Source organism: Pseudomonas sp. QL9 (assembly GCF_041409665.1).
GTDB classification, from domain to species: domain Bacteria; phylum Pseudomonadota; class Gammaproteobacteria; order Pseudomonadales; family Pseudomonadaceae; genus Pseudomonas; species Pseudomonas knackmussii.
On sequence record NZ_CP166971.1, the window covers coordinates 1,683,728 to 1,701,486 of the forward strand.

General features: G+C 68.0%; 15 protein-coding genes. 5 read left to right on the forward strand and 10 right to left on the reverse strand.

All coding sequences use genetic code 11. The features are described from left to right. Positions 1-11 precede the first annotated feature (11 nt). The 5 genes from ACA097_RS07885 to ACA097_RS07905 form a co-directional block, all read right to left on the reverse strand. The gene (locus tag ACA097_RS07885; RefSeq protein ID WP_043248478.1) at positions 12-962 is read right to left on the reverse strand and encodes an IS110 family transposase; all 951 of its coding nucleotides are present in this window, start codon (positions 960-962) and stop codon (positions 12-14) included. Between the two features lie 455 nt (positions 963-1,417). After that, positions 1,418-2,317 carry an efflux RND transporter periplasmic adaptor subunit gene (locus ACA097_RS07890; RefSeq protein WP_371369571.1) on the reverse strand — a complete coding sequence of 300 codons (900 nt, stop codon included), beginning with the start codon at positions 2,315-2,317 and terminating at the stop codon, positions 1,418-1,420. Between the two features lie 13 nt (positions 2,318-2,330). Next, the gene (locus tag ACA097_RS07895; RefSeq protein WP_043256924.1) at positions 2,331-2,531 is read right to left on the reverse strand and encodes a DUF1656 domain-containing protein; all 201 of its coding nucleotides are present in this window, start codon (positions 2,529-2,531) and stop codon (positions 2,331-2,333) included. Between the two features lie 4 nt (positions 2,532-2,535). Continuing rightward, positions 2,536-4,716 (reverse strand): FUSC family protein, encoded by a 2,181-nt coding sequence (locus tag ACA097_RS07900; RefSeq protein WP_371369573.1) that lies wholly within the window; start codon positions 4,714-4,716, stop codon positions 2,536-2,538. A 1-nt stretch (position 4,717) separates the two neighbouring features. After that, positions 4,718-6,226 carry an efflux transporter outer membrane subunit gene (locus ACA097_RS07905; RefSeq protein ID WP_160285884.1) on the reverse strand — a complete coding sequence of 503 codons (1,509 nt, stop codon included), beginning with the start codon at positions 6,224-6,226 and terminating at the stop codon, positions 4,718-4,720. Between the two features lie 196 nt (positions 6,227-6,422). Here ACA097_RS07905 and ACA097_RS07910 point away from each other — a divergent pair, with 196 nt between their 5' ends. Together ACA097_RS07910 and ACA097_RS07915 are read left to right on the forward strand one after the other, a co-directional pair. Then, the gene (locus tag ACA097_RS07910) at positions 6,423-7,343 is read left to right on the forward strand and encodes a LysR family transcriptional regulator (RefSeq protein WP_371369575.1); all 921 of its coding nucleotides are present in this window, start codon (positions 6,423-6,425) and stop codon (positions 7,341-7,343) included. Between the two features lie 132 nt (positions 7,344-7,475). Beyond that, on the forward strand, positions 7,476-8,450 hold the full coding sequence (locus ACA097_RS07915; protein WP_371369577.1) for a 2-hydroxyacid dehydrogenase: 975 nt from the start codon (positions 7,476-7,478) through the stop codon (positions 8,448-8,450). A gap of 140 nt (positions 8,451-8,590) precedes the next feature. Here the strand turns inward: ACA097_RS07915 and ACA097_RS07920 are convergent, their stop codons facing one another. Continuing rightward, entirely contained in the window at positions 8,591-9,484 is an 894-nt protein-coding gene (locus ACA097_RS07920; protein WP_043249438.1) for a DMT family transporter, read from the reverse strand. Between the two features lie 136 nt (positions 9,485-9,620). Here ACA097_RS07920 and ACA097_RS07925 point away from each other — a divergent pair, with 136 nt between their 5' ends. Further along, positions 9,621-10,496 carry a helix-turn-helix domain-containing protein gene (locus tag ACA097_RS07925; protein WP_371369579.1) on the forward strand — a complete coding sequence of 292 codons (876 nt, stop codon included), beginning with the start codon at positions 9,621-9,623 and terminating at the stop codon, positions 10,494-10,496. Positions 10,497-10,543: 47 nt separating this feature from the next. Here the strand turns inward: ACA097_RS07925 and ACA097_RS07930 are convergent, their stop codons facing one another. The 4 genes from ACA097_RS07930 to ACA097_RS07945 all read right to left on the reverse strand — a co-directional run bounded on the left by ACA097_RS07930 (position 10,544) and on the right by ACA097_RS07945 (position 14,271). Then, positions 10,544-10,867 (reverse strand): DUF3325 domain-containing protein, encoded by a 324-nt coding sequence (locus ACA097_RS07930; protein ID WP_371369581.1) that lies wholly within the window; start codon positions 10,865-10,867, stop codon positions 10,544-10,546. Continuing rightward, positions 10,867-12,393, reverse strand: a complete 1,527-nt coding sequence (locus ACA097_RS07935; RefSeq protein WP_371369583.1) for a PepSY-associated TM helix domain-containing protein — start codon at positions 12,391-12,393, stop codon at positions 10,867-10,869. The genes ACA097_RS07930 and ACA097_RS07935 overlap by 1 nt, the downstream gene beginning before the upstream one ends. Next, entirely contained in the window at positions 12,390-12,683 is a 294-nt protein-coding gene (locus ACA097_RS07940; RefSeq protein ID WP_043249429.1) for a hypothetical protein, read from the reverse strand. The genes ACA097_RS07935 and ACA097_RS07940 overlap by 4 nt, the downstream gene beginning before the upstream one ends. A gap of 196 nt (positions 12,684-12,879) precedes the next feature. Continuing rightward, positions 12,880-14,271, reverse strand: coding sequence for a PLP-dependent aminotransferase family protein (locus ACA097_RS07945; protein ID WP_043249427.1), 1,392 nt, complete (start codon positions 14,269-14,271; stop codon positions 12,880-12,882). 123 nt (positions 14,272-14,394) lie between these two features. Between ACA097_RS07945 and ACA097_RS07950 the strand changes: the two genes are divergently transcribed. Together ACA097_RS07950 and ACA097_RS07955 are read left to right on the forward strand one after the other, a co-directional pair. Next, a complete protein-coding gene (locus ACA097_RS07950; RefSeq protein ID WP_371369585.1) occupies positions 14,395-15,258 on the forward strand; it encodes a DMT family transporter in 864 nt (287 codons plus the stop codon). A 444-nt stretch (positions 15,259-15,702) separates the two neighbouring features. Beyond that, on the forward strand, positions 15,703-17,733 hold the full coding sequence (locus ACA097_RS07955; protein WP_371370494.1) for a DEAD/DEAH box helicase: 2,031 nt from the start codon (positions 15,703-15,705) through the stop codon (positions 17,731-17,733). Positions 17,734-17,759: the final 26 nt, after the last annotated feature.

Consider the following 17,759-nt stretch of genomic DNA (forward strand, 5'->3'; position numbering starts at 1 on the left):
CGTAGGAGATTCTATGTCAATGACGGCTCCTGCTTTGGAGGCTGGTAACTGGTCTGGGATTGCATCAGGGCAAAGGCAATTCGGGCCAATTTGCGGGCGAGGATAGTCAGGGCCTCGATCTTCTTCAGGCCGCGCGCCAGGTAGCTTTGGTAAAGGGCCTGCCAGCGCTGCGTGCGCGCTGCCGCCATGGCCGCGTTGTGGAGCAGCCGACGGATTTCAGGGTCCCCTTGCTTGGTCAGCTTTCGACGGCCGCTATAGCGGCCGGACTCCTTGAGCCGCACATCCAATCCGATAAAGGCGATGAAGGCATCGCTATTGCGAAAACGTCCCCGCAGAAATGCCAGGTTCAGGGCCGCTGCCGTCAGCGGTCCGATCCCTTCGATGGCCTGGCAGCGCTTGCTTTGCTCCATTAGGCCAGCCTCTCGCAGCGCCTGTTGAATCTCTTTCTCCAGGCGTGACTCCAGTGTGGCCATTTGCTTGAGAACAGGCTTCAGCGCCTTGGCCAGGGAGCGATCCTGGGAAAAGCTCTGGCGCAATGAGATGGCGCTACGGACCAGTGCAGCACGCCGATGCAGCAGTGTCTGCAGGCGGCAGTAGGCCTTGCTCGGCGGCTGCCAAGGCTCCAGTTGCGCTTGTTCGTGGGTCAGGTAACGAGCCAGCAGCAGGGCATCGCTGCGATCATCCTTGTTTCGCCCACCAATCCCCTTGCGGTAGTTGCTCAGGCGAAAGCCATTGATGACGTAGATCCGATGTCCCCGCGCATGCGCCAGGGTCGCAACATCCATGTGATAGGTGCTGGTCGCTTCGATCGCGATGGCGCAGCAGGGCGGAAGGGTTTTCAGCCAGGCCTTGATTGTGCGGACGTCATTGGCCAGTTCGAATACTTCGCCCGAGCGTGTATCGCAGAGGCTCAGCGACTCCTTGGCGACATCGATACCGATAACCGGAACTTGGCTTGTCATGGGGTTCTCCGACAGTGAAGATGGTCCAACCTGTCGGGAGCTCACATTGGCGCAGGCTTGCCGGTATTGTCGGTTTGAGCGGCTACTCAATCCGATGGATTCCTTATCGGCGCTTGTCGTGAGCGGGTGGGTGGGGGAAGTCTCCTACCGTCTGGCTTGCAGAAGCGGATCTTGTCCCTCCACACCCCGACAGGTTCCTACCCTAACGCCATACAAGCGGATCTCATCCGCGATTGGCCTGGCACGGCGTATCCCCGTAGGAGCGAGCTTGCTCGCGAACCGCACGGCACGGCGTTCCCCTGTAGGAGCGGCCCATGGCCGCGATTCGCGCGCATGGCGCGCTCCTACAGGGGGGACCGGTGTGGGGATTTTCGCGGATGAATCCGCTCCTACAGGGAAGAGCCGCCACCAACGAAAACGGGGGCCGAAGCCCCCGTTTCTGATCCGTCTACCGCTTACTGCGCCGTCGCCGCCTGGGCGCCGTCGGTGCCTTTGCGGTCCGGATTGACGATCACGGTCGCGGTGATGCCCGCCGACAGCAGCACGCCTTGCGGCACTTCGTCGATGTGGATGCGCACCGGCACGCGCTGGGCCAGGCGGACCCAGTTGAAGGTCGGGTTCACGTCGGCCACCAGTTCGCGGCTTTCCGGGTTGTCGCGGTCGTAGATGGCGCGGGCGATGCTTTCGACGTGGCCCTTCAGGCGCTCGCCGCTCATCAGCTGCAGCTCGGCCGGGTCGCCAACTGCGATGTGCGGCAGCTTGGTTTCCTCGAAGTAGCCGTAGATCCAGTAGGAGTTCTCGTCGACCACCGCCATCTTCGCCTCGCCGGCGCGGGCGTAGTCGCCGCGATGCACGTTGAGGTTGGTGACATAGCCGTCTACCGCGGCACGCACCTGGGTGCGCTGCAGGTTCAGCTTGGCGGCGTCCAGCGCGGCCAGGGCCTGCTGGTAGTCGGCCTCGGCGGCGGCGGCGGTGTTGCTGGCGTCGTCCAGGCTCTCGCGCGAGACCACTTCGTTGTCCATCGCGGCGCGGCGCTTGGCGCTGAGCTGGCGCATCTTCAGGGTAGCCTGGCGCGAGGCGACGGCGGCTTCGGCCTGCTTCACGGCGATCTGGTAGTGCTCCGGGTCGATCTGCATCAGCAGGTCGCCCTTCTTCACCCGCTGGTTGTCGCGCACCGGCACGTCGATCACCAGCCCCGAGACGTCCGGGGCGACGTTGATGATGTCGGCGCGCACGCGGCCGTCGCGGGTCCAGGGGGTGTCCATGTAGTTCACCCAGAGGGTGCGGCCGATGATCACGGCGACCACCAGGATGATCAGGGTCGCCAGCAGGCTGAAGACGGATTTCAAGGTCATGGGTACTGGCTCGTTATCGGTAGACGGTCAGGGACAGGCCGCCGAACAGGCAGGCGAACAGGCACACGCGGAACAGCGCCGGGTGCCAGGTGAAGCGGTACACGCCAAGGGAGGCGAAGGCTCGGTCGATGACCCAGCAGATCACCGCGGCGACCACGAACAGCAGGGTCAGGGTCGGCATGTAGACGCCGTGGAAGGCGATCTCGCGCGGCAGGTCTTCAAGCAGCATGGCGAACCTCTACGGGTCGGTCCGCACGCAGCGGCGACTGCGGGTCGAGCAGCGTCGTGCGGATGAAGTGCAGGTAGCTGACCACCCGGCGCAGCGGCGAACTCTCGAAGTCCGGCGCGCAGGTTTCCTCGGTGGCCTTGGTGGTCAGGATGGCATGTTCCACGGCGGCCAGGGCGCGCTCGCGGTTGGCCTCGTTCGGGTTCACGAACAGGCGGATCAGCGCGCGGCCCATGCTGCGGATGGTTTGCCGCCAGGGCATCAACTCGGCGTAGCAGGGCTCGTCAGGCAGCCGTTCCTGTTCATTGCGCAGCTCGATGATCGCGTGGCCGACTTCCAGCACCAGGAACATCCAGGCGAGCAGCTGGCGCTGCACGTCCGGGCGCCGCGCGGCAAGGCCGTAGGCCTGGTTGAGCAGGTCGCGGGTGGCGCTCTCGAAGGTCGCGCCCAGGCCGCTGAGCTTGCCGCTGATGGCTTCCACCACGCGCATGCGCAGGTCCTTCTCCAGGCGCCGCCAGAGCCAGGCGCTGGTGGGCGGCAGGAGCACGCCGACGATCACCGCCGCGAGCCCCTGGGAGAGCACCAGGGCGATGTATTCGTTGATCGTGCGGCCGGCGTCGTAGACGGTCATGTTGGCCGGGATGGCACCGAAGCAGAAGAAGATCAGCAGGCCCATGCCGACGCCCGCGTAGGCCGGTTTCACCGACAGGTAGGCGCCGATCACGAACACCGGCGCCAGCGCCACGCAGAGCAGCGGGAAGCCGTCCAGGTAGGGGAACACGAAGTAGGTTTCGGCAAAGCCCAGGATGGCCGCGATCAAGGTGCCCACGGCCATCTGCGCGGCCATCTTCGACGGGTCCGGCGCGGCCGAGACCAGCGCGGCGACGGCGGCGGCGTTGAGCACGAAGGTGCTGCCGCTGGGCCAGGCGGTCTCGATCCAGAACACCCCGAAGACCAGCACCATGATCGCCGTGCGCGCGCCAGCGACCAGCGCACCGACCAGGTTGGCCTTGGGCGAGAAGCCGAACTTCCAGTTCTCCCGCTCGTGGTGATGGTCGGCCAGGGAGGCGTGGGTCAGGGCGTAGTTGTGCAGGTCGGCGACCAGGCGGTAGATCAGCTCGCCGGCGGTGTTGAAGTCCAGCCGCTCGGAGACTTCCTGGACCTTGGCGCGCAGCTCCGCGCGCGCCTCGCGGATGCACTGCATCATCTGCTGGCGCTGCTCTTCCAGCTGGCGGGCGAGCAGCGCGGCGTCGCGGTCGGTGAGCGGCTTGCCCTTCCACGGCTGGAGCATCTCGCGCAGCAGCTCCAGGCACGGCTGCAGGGCGTCGAGCACGCGTTCGCTGTGCTGGCTGCGCAGGCGCTCGAGCAACTGGTGCAGTGCGTGGTAGCGGGTGGTCAGGACCATGAACTCGTTGTTCAGGCGCGCCAGGCGGCCGCTGCGCAGGCGCATGTGCGGGTCTTCGAAAGCGGTGGCGGTGCGCAGGGTTTCCAGGCCCACGGCCTGGGAGACGAAGTTCACGTTGGCCGCCGCGAAACGCTCGCGCTGGCCGCCGCCGAGGTTGTCGAGGACGAACCAGGCGAAGGCGCCGAAGCGCGTATAGAGGGCGTTGCGCATGGCCGCGGCGGAGGTCTGCGGCAGCACGACGGCGCTGACCACGGTGGAGCAGAGGATGCCCAGGCCGATCTCCAGCACGCGCCAGACCGCCGAGAGGAAAGCGGCTTCCGGGTGCAGGGTGGCCGGCAGGCCGATCAGCGTCGCGGTGTAGCCGGCCAGTACGCAGGCGTAGGAACGGAAGTCGCGATAACGCGCGGCGCCGGCGGTGCAGATGCCGATCCACAGCGAGACCACCAGCAGGAACAGCACGCGTTCCTGGGCGAATACGGCGATCAGCGCGACCATCACGGTCAGGCCGACGATGCTGCCGAGGATGCGGTAGAAGCTCTTGGCGAACACCTGCCCGCTCTGCGGCTGCATCACGATGAATACGGTGATGGTCGCGGTGCTCGGCTGCGGCAGCTCCAGGCGCATGGCCAGCCACAGGGTGAGCAGGGCGGCGGTCAGCAGCTTGGCGATGTAGACCCAGGTCACGCCGTCGCTGCGCGCCCACTCGAAGAAGGCGCGGCGCACCTCGTCGAACGGCGAGCGGGCGCCCAGGGCTTGGCTGTCGGCCATCTCAGCGCTCGCTCAGCGGACGCACGGAGACGCTGGCCGGAACCATCTGCTTCTCCTTGGGCATGTCCTTGCCGTCCATCAGGCCGCCGCCGAGGGCGACCACCAGGCTGGCATGGGTTTCCAGGCGCGCGGCCTGCACCTGTTGCAGGGTCAGCTGCTGCTGGAACAGGCGGGTCTGGGCGTTGAGCACGTGCAGGTAGTCGGTCAGGCCGCCCTTGAAGGCCTTGCTGGCGATGTCGTAGGTCTTCTGCGCGGCGGCCACCGATTGCTCGGCCAGCTCCTGCTGCTTCTCCATGGAGTGCGTGCGGATCAGCTGGTCGGAAATGCCCTTGAGCGCCTTCACCAGGGTCTGGTTGTACTGCGCCACGGCGGCGTCGTATCCGGCGGATTCCTGGCCCAGCTCGGAGCGGCGGCGACCGCCGTCGAAGATCGGCAGGGAGATCGCAGGACCCACGCTGTAGGTGAACTTCTGCCCGGTGAGGAATTCCAGCATGCCGCCACCGACGGCGCTGTAGCCGAGGCTCGCGACCAGGTCGACGTTGGGATAGAACTCGGCGCGCGCGACGTCCACGCCCTTGGCCTGGGCCGCGACCTTCCAGCGGCTGGCGACCACGTCCGGACGGCGGCCGACCAGCTCCAGCGGCAGTGCGCTGGGCAGCGCGGGCTGGGCGGTCAGGCGCAGGCTCGGGCGCTTGATGGAAGCCCCGGCGCCCGGGCCCTTGCCGGCCAGCGCGGCGATCTGGTTGCGCGACAGGGCGATGGCCTCCTCGACGGCGTCGATCTTGCGCTTGGTTTCCGGCAGCGGCACTTCGGCTTCGCTGACCTCGAACTGGGTGCCGAGGCCACCGGCCAGGCGACGCTGGGCCAGCGAGAGGATCTGCTGTTGCTGTTCGAGCATGGCGTGGGCGATGTCCAGCTCGGCGTACTGCAGGGACATCTGGATGTAGGCGCTGACGATGTTGCTCTCCAGTTCCAGCTGGGCCATGCGCGCCTCGGCGGCGGTCATGTAGGCAACGTTCATGTAGCGCTCGGTGTTGCTGCGATCGCGGCCCCAGAGGTCGAGGTCGTAGGAGAAGCCCAGCGCGGCGTTGTTGTTCCAGCTGGTGGTCTTGGCCAGCTCGCCCGGACCGTAGAAGTAGTCGCTCGGCCACTTGTGGCGCAGCAGCGAGGCGTCGGCGCTGACCTGCGGCGACTCGGCGGACTCGGCGACGCCGGCCATGGACAGTGCCATGCGCACGCGCGCCTCGGCTTCGGACAGCGTCGGGCTGTTGTCCACGGCGGTCTGTACCCAGGTGTTCAACTGCGGGTCGCCATAGGCGCGCCACCACTGTTCGCCCGGCCATTTCGCGTCGCGGTTGGCAGACTGGATGGCGGCGTCGGTGGCCAGTTGGTCATTGCCCAGGCGTTGCTCCTGCGGGGCGATGCCATGGGTACTGATGCAACCGGCAATTGTTGAAAAAACGACAAAGGAGCCGACGAACGCCAGTCCTTTCACGAGGGGACGCGACACGTTTGGGAGTCCTGGGGGGGTTGCTTGCTTTTCAGCTTAGAGGATGCCGAAGAGACGATTCGGGCAGATGAATTCTAGGGAGGCGGCGGGAAAGGGATAAGTCGGCCAATTTGTGAATCTTTATTACCGTTTGTGAAACAATCCCTGTCGGCGTCTCGTGTGACAATACGCCACCCCCTGCTTCAGAGGCCCCTCAATGGACACTCTGCAAACCATGCGCGCCTTTGCTTGCGTGGCCGAGACCGGCAGCTTCACCGCCGCCGCCGTGCAACTGGGCACTACCACTGCCTATGTTTCGCGAGCCGTCGCCAATCTGGAAACCCACCTGCGCGCGCGCCTGCTCAACCGCACCACCCGTCGTATCGCCCTGACCGAGGCCGGCCAGCGCTACCTGCTGCGCTGCGAGCAGATCCTCGCCTACGTCGAGGAAGCCGAAGCCGAGGCCGGCGACGCCCATGCCCGCCCGGCCGGGCGCCTGCGCGTGCACTCGATGACCGGCATCGGCCAGCACTACGTGATCCGCGCCATCGCCGGCTACCGCCAGGTGCACCCGGAAGTCAGCTTCGACCTGACCATGGCCAACCGCGTGCCGGACCTGCTCGACGAAGGCTTCGACGTGGCCATCGTGGTCGCCACCGAACTGCCGGACTCCGGCCTGGTGTCGCAGCGCATTGGCGAGACCTACAGCGTGCTTTGCGCCTCCCCCGTCTATATAGAGGCACGCGGCCTGCCGAAGACGCCAAGCGAGCTGGTCGAGCACGACTGCCTGCGCCTGGTCAGCCCGGTGCTGGCGCTGGACAAGTGGCTGTTCGAGGGCCCCAACGGCCAGGAAATGGTCACCATCGGCCCGCCGCCCTTCCAGGTGAACGTCGGCGACGCCATGACCGAGGCGATCCGCTGCGGCATGGGCATAGGCGCGCTGCCGGTGTATTCGGCGGCCGAGGGCCTGAAGGACGGCTCGCTGGTGCGCGTGCTGCCGCACTACAAGTTGCAGCTGCTCAACGTCTACGCGCTCTATCCCTCGCGCCAGTACCTGGATGCCAAGATCAAGACCTGGGTCGGCTACCTGCGCGAGAACCTGCCCGGCGTGCTGCTGGCCGACGAGGTCGGCATCTAGCCTGCCGCCGCGCGCGATTACCGCCCGCATTCCCGTCCGCATTCTCGTCTGCGAGGGGGCGCGGCTTGCCCACGCCCGGGGCGGGAATGCTAGGGTTGGCACCCTTCCCGTTCCCCCTCGATGCCCCGGACCATGAAAAAGAACGTCTTCGTCTTCAGCCGTCTCGCCCCGGAACACCTCGAGCGCCTGCGCGCGCAGTTCAACGTCACCGTGCTCGATCCCAAGCTCGGCGACGTCGACGCCCAGTACGCCGCCGCCCTGCCGACCGCCCACGGCATGATCGGCGTGGGCCGCCCGCTGGGCGCCAAACAACTGGCCCAGGCCGGCCAGCTGGAAGTGATCTCAAGCGTCTCGGTCGGCTACGACAACTACGACCTGGCCTACCTCAACGAGCGCGGCATCCCGCTGACCAACACCCCGGACGTGCTCACCGAGACCACCGCCGACCTCGGCTTCGCCCTGATCATGGGCACCGCCCGCCGCGTCGCCGAGCTGGACGCCTGGACCAAGGCCGGGCAGTGGAAGCGCACCGTGGACACCCCGCAGTTCGGCGTCGACGTGCATGGCAAGAAACTCGGCATCCTCGGCCTCGGCCGCATCGGCGCGGCCATCGCCCGCCGCGGGCGCTTCGGCTTCAACATGGAAGTCCTCTACCACGGCAACAGCCGCAAGCCGGAACTGGAGCAGGAACTGGGCGCGCGCTTCTGCGGCTTCGACGAACTGCTGAGCGAAGCCGACTTCGTCTGCGTGGTGGTGCCGCTGTCCGACGCCACCCGCAAGCTGATCGGCAAGCGCGAGCTGGAGCTGATGAAGCCCAGCGCCATCCTGATCAACATCGCCCGTGGCCAGGTGATCGACGAAGCCGCGCTGGTCGAGGCGCTGCAAGAGAAACGCATCCTCGCCGCCGGCCTGGACGTCTACGAGAAGGAGCCGCTGGGCGAGTCGCCGCTGTACGCCCTGCCCAACGCCCTGACCCTGCCGCACATCGGCTCGGCCACCCACGAGACCCGCCGCGCCATGGCCGAATGCGCGCTGGACAACTTCGAGACCGCGCTGCGCGGCGAGCGGCCGAAGAACCTGGTCAACCCGCAGGTGTGGAAGGGCTGAGGCCCAGAGGCACTGCGTATTACCTGTAGGAGCGGACCTTGTCCGCGAATCGCGCGCATGGCGCGCTCCTACAGGGGGCATTGGTGCGGGGTCTTTCGCGGATGAGATCCGCTCCTACGGGGCGCTTCCGTTGTGGATATTTACGCCCGCGCCGGCTGCAACACCGGCTTCGGCTTGCGGAACACCAGCACGTTGCCCGCCATCACCAGCACCAGCCCGGCCAGGGCCGGCGCGCTCCACTGATAGCCCTCCATGTACGTCGAGACGTTCAGCGCCACCACCGGGAACAGCACGGTGCAATAGGCCGCGCGCTCCGGGCCCATGCGCCCGACCAGGGTCAGGTAGGCGGTGAAGCCGATCACCGAGCCGGGGATCGCCAGGTAGACCAGCGAGCCGACGTAGCGCGGGCTGTAGTCGAAGGTGAAGGGCACGCCCTGCACCAGGCAGATCGCCAGGAGGATCAGCGAACCGTAGAGCATGCCCCAGGCATTGGTGCTCAGCGGCCGCAGGCCGGCCTTCTGCTGCAGGCTGGAGAGCATGTTGCCGGCGGAGAAGCAGAGCGTGCCGAGCAGCGCCAGGCCCAGGCCGTAGAAAGTCTCGCGGTTGGCGGCATGGCCCGACAGTTCCGGCCAGAACAATAGCGCCAGACCGAGCAGGCCCAGGGCGCCGCCGCCCACCACGTTGGTGGCGATGCGCTGGCCGAAGAAGATCCGTGCATTGAGCGCGTTCCACAGGGTCGCGGTGGAGAACACCACGGCGATCAGCCCGCTGGGGATCCACTGGCTGGCGGTATAGAAGCAGAGGAAGTTCACGCAGAACAGGCACAACCCCTGGGCCAGGCAGATCAGCTGGCCGCGCCGGCCGAGCGGCTGCAGGCGTCGGCTGAGCAGGAGGATGGCGAACAGCACCAGCGCCGCCAGGCTGAAGCGATAGGCGATGGACAGGGGGATGGCCACCAGACCGACCTGCAGCTTGATGGCGATCCAGGTCGTGCCCCAGATGAGCACGGTGAGCAGATAGAGCGAGAGGTTCATGGCGTTTCTCCGATTGCTGGCCGCCAGTGTCTGCCCGCCCCTTCCATGCGCGCTTGCAGATTCTTGCGCTTATTGCGCCGAACGGGGTGGCAACGCGCGCGGGCGCGAGTAAATTGAACGCCATCAGGAGTCGCCCATGCCCGCCATCCAACAGCTACAGGTCTTCCAGTCGATGAACAGTTCGCCCAACGCCCATCTGGAGCGTTGCGCCGAGCTGGGCGACGGCCTGTCCGCGGCGGTCTGGAGCAATCGCCACGACGCCCGCGACTATCTATCACCCGACCACCACACGCTGTCCTGCTACCTCGCCGGCGGCACCGGCACCTTCCGCCGCGGCGCGCCCGGCGCCAAGGGCGCGCCGGACAAGCTGTGCATCATGCCCGCCGGCGAAGAAGCTTCATGGATCGTCAACGGCGACATCCGCCTGGCGCACCTGTACTTCAGCGCGGAGCGCTTCTCCCTCGGCTGCGTCGAATTGCTCGACCGCGAGCCGCGCGAGCTGCAACTGCATTCGGTGACCTTCCTCGACGATCCGCAGCAGGCCGCGCGCTTCCGCCAGCTGGTGCAGCTGAACTGGGAAGAGCCGGGCGAACGCCTGCTCACCAGCAGCCTGGCCCAGGAACTGATCGACCACGCCCTGCTCACCCAGGTCGGCCGCCGCGATGGCCTGCGCCTGAAGGGCGGGCTCGCCCCGGCGCTGCGCAAGCGCCTGACCGACTACATCGAACAGCACCTCGCCGAGCCGCTGACCCTCGGCGAATTGGCGATGCTGGCGGCCCTCTCGGAATACCACTTCGCGCGGATGTTTCGCGAAAGCTTCGGCATGCCGCCGCACCAGTACGTCCTGGCCCGCCGCCTGACCCGCGCCTGCGAACTGCTGCGCCAGGGCGCCCTGCCGCTGAGCGAGATCGCCCTCGCCTGCGGCTTCTCCAGCGCCAGCCACTTCAGCAATAGATTCCGTGGAGCCCTGGGCGCATCGCCCGGCGAGTATCGCGCGGCGTTCGCGAGCTGAGCGTCAGGCTTTTCGCGGGAGCGAGCTCCTTCAGGGATGCTCCGCAATCAGCCGAAGACGGCGAGCACCCCGCCGAGCAACGGCACACCCGCCGCCGCCGGCAGCGCCAGGCGCGGCAGCCAGGCCAGCAGCGCCACCAACACAACCGCAGCGGCCATCAGCAGGCAGCTCCAGTAGATCAGCCCGTGCTCGATGCCCAGCCTGTGGATGCCGTAGGCCAGCGCCAGGCCGCCATCGACCAGCGCCACCGCGCGTAGCAGGCGCACGCGGCCCAGGCTCGGCGCGTGGCCGAAGAGGTCGCGGTGGTGCCGCGCCAGGCCCAGGCAGGCGGAGGTCAGGGCCAGCAGGTTGAGACCGAAGACCAGCAGCATCAGGCGAACTCCCCTTCCACCCGCACCCGCTGGCGCTTGGTATCGGGCGCGGCCGGGCGGCCGAGGCGCCAGGCCAGGGCGGCGAAGATCAGGCCGCTGGCCAGCAGCGCCAGATCGACCCCGGCAAGCATCCAGTCGCCGCGCGCCAGGCTGTTGCCCAGGCGCCCTGCTTCCGGCCCGAACAGGCCGAGCAGCGGCAAGCCCAGGGCCAGCACGGCGGCGGCGGCGAACTGCTCGCGGGCGAGGCAGCCGCTGCCCTGGCGCCATACGGCATGCAGCAGGGCGAGCAGCCAGACCACCACGAAACTGGTGGCTTCCCAGCGATCCCGCAGCGGCAGTTCGGCCGGCAGCAACCGCGACGCCGCCAGCAGGCCGAGGGAGGCCAACGGCAGGCCGCCGCAGACCGCACCGTTCAGCATGCGCACCAGCACCAGGCCGCGACTGCCGCGCGCTTCGCGCTTGGCCACCCATACCTGCAGGCCGCCGAAGATCATCCCGCAGCCGGCCAGGCCGAGCAGCAGGTAGAGCAGGCGCAGCAGCGAACCGCCGAACTGCGCCATGTGCAGGCCGCTCAGCCAGGCGTAGGTCTTGTAGCCGTTCGCGTAGGCCGGCTGCACATGCAGGAGCGCGCCCGTCGCGGCATCGAAGGATACGGTGCGCTGGTCATTGACCAGCCGCGTGTCCACGGCCGTGCGGACCTGGACCATGGAAGAGGCGTCGTTGGGATGTTCGAGGTTGATCCAGCCAACCTGGCTGCCGTCGCCCCACTGCGCCTGCGCACGCACGACCATGCGCGACAGGGACTTCGGCGGCTTCGCCGGGCGCCCCAGCTCCTCGCGATCGAAAGCGCGCTGCACCTCGTGTTCGAAGCGCTCGGCATCGCCCCGGTAGGACGCCTTGATGCCGGCCGTCATGTAGAGCGTGATGAAGATCACCAGCCCGGTGTAGGCCAGCAGCAGGTGGAACGGCAGGCCGATCACGCCCAGCACGTTATGCGCATCGAGCCAGGCGCGTTGCCGTGCCGCACCCGGGCGCAGGGTGAAGAAGTCCTTGAAGATGCGTCGGTGGACGATCACTCCGGACACCAGCGCCACCAGCATGAACATGCCGGCCAGGCCGACGATGTAGATGCCGGGCATGCCGGCGTGCAGGCCGTAGTGCAGGTCGAAGAAGAAGGTGCCGCCGACCGTCTTCGGCAGCTCCTCGCCCGTCTGCGCATCGAGCAGGAAGGAACGGAAAGCGCTCAGGTCCTCGGGCACCCAGCCGGCGGTCCAGTAGGGCATGCGCTCGCTCGGCGGCAGCATCCAGTAGGCATGCGCCCTGGGAGCGCGCTCGACGAGAGCGGCGTGGACCTGGTCCACGTTCACGCTGGGCACCGCCGTCTCGTGCAGCTGCGGCAGCATCCAGCGGGTCAGCTCCTTGTCGAAGCAGGACAGGCTGCCGGCGAACACCACGACGAACAGCAGCCAGCTGACCAGCAGCCCGCTCCAGGTGTGCAATCCGGACATCGACTGGCGCAGGCTCATGGACGCGCTCCAAAGTCATGCGGCAGGAAGGCCGCGAGCGCCAGCAGCGCACTCAGCGTCAGCGGCACCAGGCAAGCGCGCCAGGTGCTGCGCGCGCCAAAGGCGTAGAGCACCGCGAGAACCCAGACCAGGAAGCACGCCAAGCTGGCGAAGGCCACGCGATCGGCACGGGCCAGCGGCAGGTAGACGCTGAGGAAGGCCGTGGTGCAATACGCCAGGGCATAGCCGCCGAACAGCGCGGAGAGGATGCGCGCGCCCAGCGCCGCGCCGAGGCGTTCCTTGCCGCTCATGCGTGCGCCTCGCGCCGGGAGTGGGAGTCGGATAGGTACATGGCTCTGCTCACCTGCTGCAGGAGTCGTCCGAGAACGGTGAAAGAAGCCGCGAAATTTACATGAAATGCATTCGCATTTGAAAGAGATACACAAGAACACTTGCGAATAACCGCGTCCTGCTCATGCCGGGGCGTCGCACCCCGGCGCGCCGGGCTCAGCGGGCGCGTCGCGCCTTTGCCATGGCGCGTTGCAATAGTTCGAAGACCCTCGGCGACTGGCACTGGGCGACGTTGAAGCGCAGGTAGTCGGGCGCCGTCTGGCCGAGGCTGAAGACATTGCCCGGGGCCAGCACCATGCCCTCCTCCAGCGCCGCGCGCGACACCGCTGCCGCGTCGAGTCCATCAGGCAGGCGAGCCCAGACGAACACCCCGCCACGGGGTTCCAGCCAGGGCTGCAGGCCGATGGCTCGCAGGCGCGCAAGCGTCTCGCCCATGGCGTCGGCCAGGCGTGCGCGCAGGCCGTCCAGGTGGCGACGGTAGCCGCCCTTGCAGAGCAGCTGGTAGAGCAGCTCGCCATTGAACGGGCTGTTGCCGAAGGACGTGGCCAGCTTGAGGTCGACCAGTTGCTCGCACCAATCCGCCCGCGCGGCTATGAAGCCGCAGCGCACCGAGGCGGACAGCGTCTTGGAGAAGCTGCCGACCTGGATCACCCGCTGCAGGCCGTCGAACGCCGAGAGCCGTGGCGCGTGCTCGTATTCGAAGTCGGCGAAGATGTCGTCCTCGACGATCAGCAGGTCGTGGGCCTCGGCCAGCTTCAGCAGGCGGTGCGCCACCAGCGGCGAAAGCTGCGCGCCGGTCGGGTTGTGGAAGGCCGAATTGGTCAGGTACAGGCGCGGCCGGTGGCGCTGCAGGATGCCGGCCAGGGCGTCGACGTCCGGGCCGTCCGGCGTGTAGGGCACGCCGATGGGCACCGCGCGGTGCGCGCGAAGCAGGGCCTGGAAATTGAAGTAGCCGGGATCGTCCACCAGCACTTCGTCGCCCGGTTCGAGGAAGAAGCGGCAGACCAGGTCGATGGCGTGGGTGCCGCCGTCGGTGAGGACGATCTGCTGCGTGCCGAGCGCCACGCCGTATTCGCCCAGGCGCCGGGCGAGCTGCTCGCGCAGGCCGGCGTGGCCATAGGGGCGCCCGTACTCCAGCAGGCTCGACTGCGGTTCGCGGGCCAGTTGGCGGAGGGCGCGGCGCAGTTCGTCTTCCGGCAGCCAGGATGGCGGTAGCCAGCCGCAACCGGGTTTGAGCGAGTCCTCGGCGGCCTCCAGCGACTGCCGGGCGATCCACAGCGGGTCGATGCTGCGGTCCAGCGCCGGACCGATCTCGGCCAGCGACAGCGGCGGCAGCCGCCCGCAGACGTAGAAGCCGGAGCCGCGCCGCGAGGCGATCAGGCCCTCGGCAGCCAGCCGCTCGTAGGCCTCCACCACGGTGCTCTTGGAAACCTCCAGGCTGTCGGCCAGCGAGCGGATCGACGGCAGCCGCTCACCCGGCACCAATGTCCGCGCCGCGAGGCGGTCGCGCACCTGGCGCATCACCTGGTCTACCCGTGTCACTGCCATGGCCGCCTCGACTGTACTGAATAAATTTCAGGACAGTTTGTTCGGATTGTACTGATCTGTCACTGGCCGACTGTCCGCCCGAGCGCCACCATCGACACACTTCATCCCAGTGGCGAATGCATCATGAATGGCTCTCTCGGCGGTTGGTTCAGCGGTTTCCTCGGCGTCCTCATCTTCAGCGGCTCACTGCCGGCCACGCGGGTGGCGGTGGGCGACTTCGACCCGACCTTCCTGACCCTGGCGCGGGCCAGCATCGCCGGGCTGCTGGCCGCGGCCATCCTGGTCGTCCTGCGCCAGCGCCGCCCAGCCCGCGCCGACGTGCCGGCGCTGGTCGCGGTGGCCCTGGGCGTGGTGGTTGGCTTCCCACTGCTCACCGCCCTGGCGCTGCGTCATGTCAGCTCGGCACACGCCATCGTCTTCGTCGGCCTGCTTCCCCTGGCCACAGCCCTGTTCGCCGTGCTGCGCGCCGGCGAGCGGCCGCGCCCGGTGTTCTGGCTGTTCTCCCTGCTCGGCAGCGCGGTGGTCGCCGGCTACGCCCTGGCCCAGGGCGGCGCGGGCAGCCTGCTGGGCGACGGCCTGATGCTCGCCGCCGTACTGGTCTGCGGCCTGGGCTACGCCGAGGGCGCGCGGCTGTCGCGGCACATGGGCAGCTGGCAGGTGATCTGCTGGGTGCTGGTCGTTTCGCTGCCGCTCATGCTGCCCCTGGCGCTGTGGACCCTGCCCGCCGACCTGACCTCGGCACGCTGGCCGGCCTGGCTGAGCCTGGGCTACGTGTCGCTGTTCAGCATGCTCATCGGCTTCTTCTTCTGGTACCACGGCCTGTCCCGCGGCGGCATCGCCGCGGTCGGCCAGCTGCAGCTGCTGCAGCCGTTCTTCGGCCTGGCCCTGGCTGGCCTGCTGCTGCACGAGCAGGTCAGCCCGGCGATGGCCGCGTCCGCCGCCGCTGTAGCGGGATGCGTGGCGGCCGCAAAACGCTTCGCGCGCTGACAGGAGGTCGCCCGGCCGGCGCGACGCCCGTGCCCGGCCTGGAAAATGGGGGTATCATCGGTCGTTTGCGTATTTCTCCGGGCTTTCCGGAAGGATCCACCGATGACCTCTTCTGCCGAGCCGCCAGCCGCCCGTGACGATGTCGCGCCGCGCCCGCGCCTGACCCTGGGCAGCCACGTCCACAGCGGTTTCGACCTGCGCAGCGGGCGCATGCAGAACATCGCCCGGCACCGCGCCGCCCTCGCCTTCCTGTATTCCGGCATGCCGGTATCCGGGCCGATCAACCCGCGCAACGGCAACGAGCTGCGGGTGTTCCGCGACGACCGCATCATCCGCGTCAGCCGCCAGGCCGATCATGAGAACCAGCTGCGCCTGCAGCTGCGCAAGCTCGGCTTCAAACCGGCGATGCGCCGCAGCGACGCGCTGGAAGACAGCGCCGGGGAGATGTTCGAGCTGCCCGACGACGCCACCTGGCAGCAGTTCATGCGCGAAGGCCTGCCGCTGCTGCGCGAGCACGGCTGGGAAGTCGACATCCGCCCGGAGTTCGTCTTCGACCTCACCCCGGTGGAGAACTGGTACGCAGAGATCGAGGAAGCCGAGGACCGCCAGTGGTTCGACCTGGAGCTGGGCATCGAGGTCGACGGCCGCCGCATCAGCCTGCTGCCGGCACTGATCGAACTGATCCGCCGCACGCCGGCGCTGCTCGATCCGGTCGCCCTCTCGCGGCATGACGACGACGAGCAACTGGTGCTGCGCCTGGACGCCGGGCGCAACCCGGTGCACGCCTGGCAGACCGCCTCCGAGCGGCCGCTGCGCGTGGCCCTGCCGTTCGGCAAGCTGAAACCGCTGCTGGGCACCCTCTCCGAGTTCTACCTGGGCGACCAGCCGCCAGTGCGCCGCCTGCGCATGGGCGCACCGGATGCGGCACGGCTGACCGAGTTCGAAGAACTGCCGCTGCGCTGGCAAGGCGGCGACGAGCTGCGCGACATAGCCGTACGCCTGCGCGATTACCGCGCCCAACCCGCTCCGCTTCCGCAGGGCCTGCGCGCCGAGCTGCGCGCCTACCAGCACGAGGGCCTGAGCTGGATGCAGACACTGCGCGCGGTAGGCGCCAGCGGCATCCTCGCGGACGACATGGGCCTGGGCAAGACGCTGCAATCGCTGGCCCACGTGCTGCTGGAAAAACAGGCCGGGCGCCTTACCGCGCCGGCCCTGGTGGTGATGCCGACCAGCCTGATCCCCAACTGGATGGACGAGGCCGAGCGCTTCACCCCCGACCTGCGTGTGCTGTCGCTGCACGGCGCCGGGCGCCGCCGCGATTTCGCGAAGATCGAGGAACACGACCTCATCCTCACCACCTACGCCCTGCTGCCGCGCGATGCGGATAAGCTCGGCAAGCACGCCTACCACCTGCTGATCCTCGACGAAGCGCAGAACATCAAGAATGCCGGGACCAAAGCGGCCCAGGCGGCGCGCCAGCTCAACGCGCGCAACCGCCTGTGCCTGACCGGTACGCCGCTGGAAAACCACCTCGGCGAGCTCTGGTCGCTGTTCCATTTCCTGCTGCCGGGCTGGCTCGGCGACGCCAAGCAGTTCGCCCAGCACTACCGCACACCCATCGAGCGCCACGGCGACCAGGCGCGCCTGGCGCACCTCGCCGCGCGCATCCGCCCGTTCCTGCTGCGCCGCACCAAGGAGCAGGTGGCCTCGGAGCTGCCGCCCAAGAGCGAATTCATCCAGCACATCGAGCTCAGCGAGGCGCAGCGCGACCTCTACGAAACCGTGCGGCTGGCGCTGGACCAGAAGGTCCGCGAAGAGATCGCCCGCCGCGGCCTGGCGCGCAGCCGCATCGTCATTCTCGAAGCGCTGCTCAAGCTGCGCCAGGTCTGCTGCGACATCCGCCTGGTGCAGAAGGAAGCCGCACCGGCCGGTGGCCGCGCCGGCAAGGCGGTGACCTCGGGCAAGCTGGAATACCTGCTGGACATGCTCGAAGAGCTGCTCGCCGAAGGACGCCGCGTGCTGATCTTCTCGCAGTTCACCTCGATGCTCGCGCTGGTCGGCGAGGCGCTGCAGCAAAGGAACATCGACTACGCCCTGCTGACCGGCGACAGCCGCGACCGCCGCCAGCCGGTGGAGGACTTCCAGCAGGGCCGCGTGCCGCTGTTCCTGATCAGCCTGAAGGCCGGCGGCGTGGGCCTGAACCTGACCGCCGCCGATACCGTGATCCACTACGACCCCTGGTGGAACCCGGCCGCCGAGAACCAGGCCAGCGACCGCGCCTACCGCATCGGCCAGGACAAGCCGGTGTTCGTCTACAAGCTGATCGCCCGCGGCACGGTGGAAGAAAAGATCCAGCTGCTGCAGCGCGAAAAGGCCGCCCTCGCCGCCGGCATCCTCGAAGGCGCCGGCACCGACTGGCAGCTGGACGATGCCGATATCGATGCGCTTTTTGCGCCGCTACCCAAGGCGGTGTGAAAGCGCACCCGCAGGATCGCTCTGTA

Coding starts and splice junctions, on each gene's coding strand:
- ACA097_RS07955 (WP_371370494.1), top strand. CDS start 15,703: ATGTTCGAGCTGCCCGACGACGCCACCTGGCAGCAGTTCATGCGCGAA.
- ACA097_RS07915 (WP_371369577.1), top strand. CDS start 7,476: ATGAAAAAGAACGTCTTCGTCTTCAGCCGTCTCGCCCCGGAACACCTC.
- ACA097_RS07945 (WP_043249427.1), bottom strand. CDS start 14,271: ATGGCAGTGACACGGGTAGACCAGGTGATGCGCCAGGTGCGCGACCGC.
- ACA097_RS07930 (WP_371369581.1), bottom strand. CDS start 10,867: ATGCTGCTGGTCTTCGGTCTCAACCTGCTGGCCCTGACCTCCGCCTGC.
- ACA097_RS07925 (WP_371369579.1), top strand. CDS start 9,621: ATGCCCGCCATCCAACAGCTACAGGTCTTCCAGTCGATGAACAGTTCG.
- ACA097_RS07935 (WP_371369583.1), bottom strand. CDS start 12,393: ATGAGCCTGCGCCAGTCGATGTCCGGATTGCACACCTGGAGCGGGCTG.
- ACA097_RS07910 (WP_371369575.1), top strand. CDS start 6,423: ATGGACACTCTGCAAACCATGCGCGCCTTTGCTTGCGTGGCCGAGACC.
- ACA097_RS07890 (WP_371369571.1), bottom strand. CDS start 2,317: ATGACCTTGAAATCCGTCTTCAGCCTGCTGGCGACCCTGATCATCCTG.
- ACA097_RS07920 (WP_043249438.1), bottom strand. CDS start 9,484: ATGAACCTCTCGCTCTATCTGCTCACCGTGCTCATCTGGGGCACGACC.
- ACA097_RS07885 (WP_043248478.1), bottom strand. CDS start 962: ATGACAAGCCAAGTTCCGGTTATCGGTATCGATGTCGCCAAGGAGTCG.
- ACA097_RS07900 (WP_371369573.1), bottom strand. CDS start 4,716: ATGGCCGACAGCCAAGCCCTGGGCGCCCGCTCGCCGTTCGACGAGGTG.
- ACA097_RS07940 (WP_043249429.1), bottom strand. CDS start 12,683: ATGAGCGGCAAGGAACGCCTCGGCGCGGCGCTGGGCGCGCGCATCCTC.
- ACA097_RS07950 (WP_371369585.1), top strand. CDS start 14,395: ATGAATGGCTCTCTCGGCGGTTGGTTCAGCGGTTTCCTCGGCGTCCTC.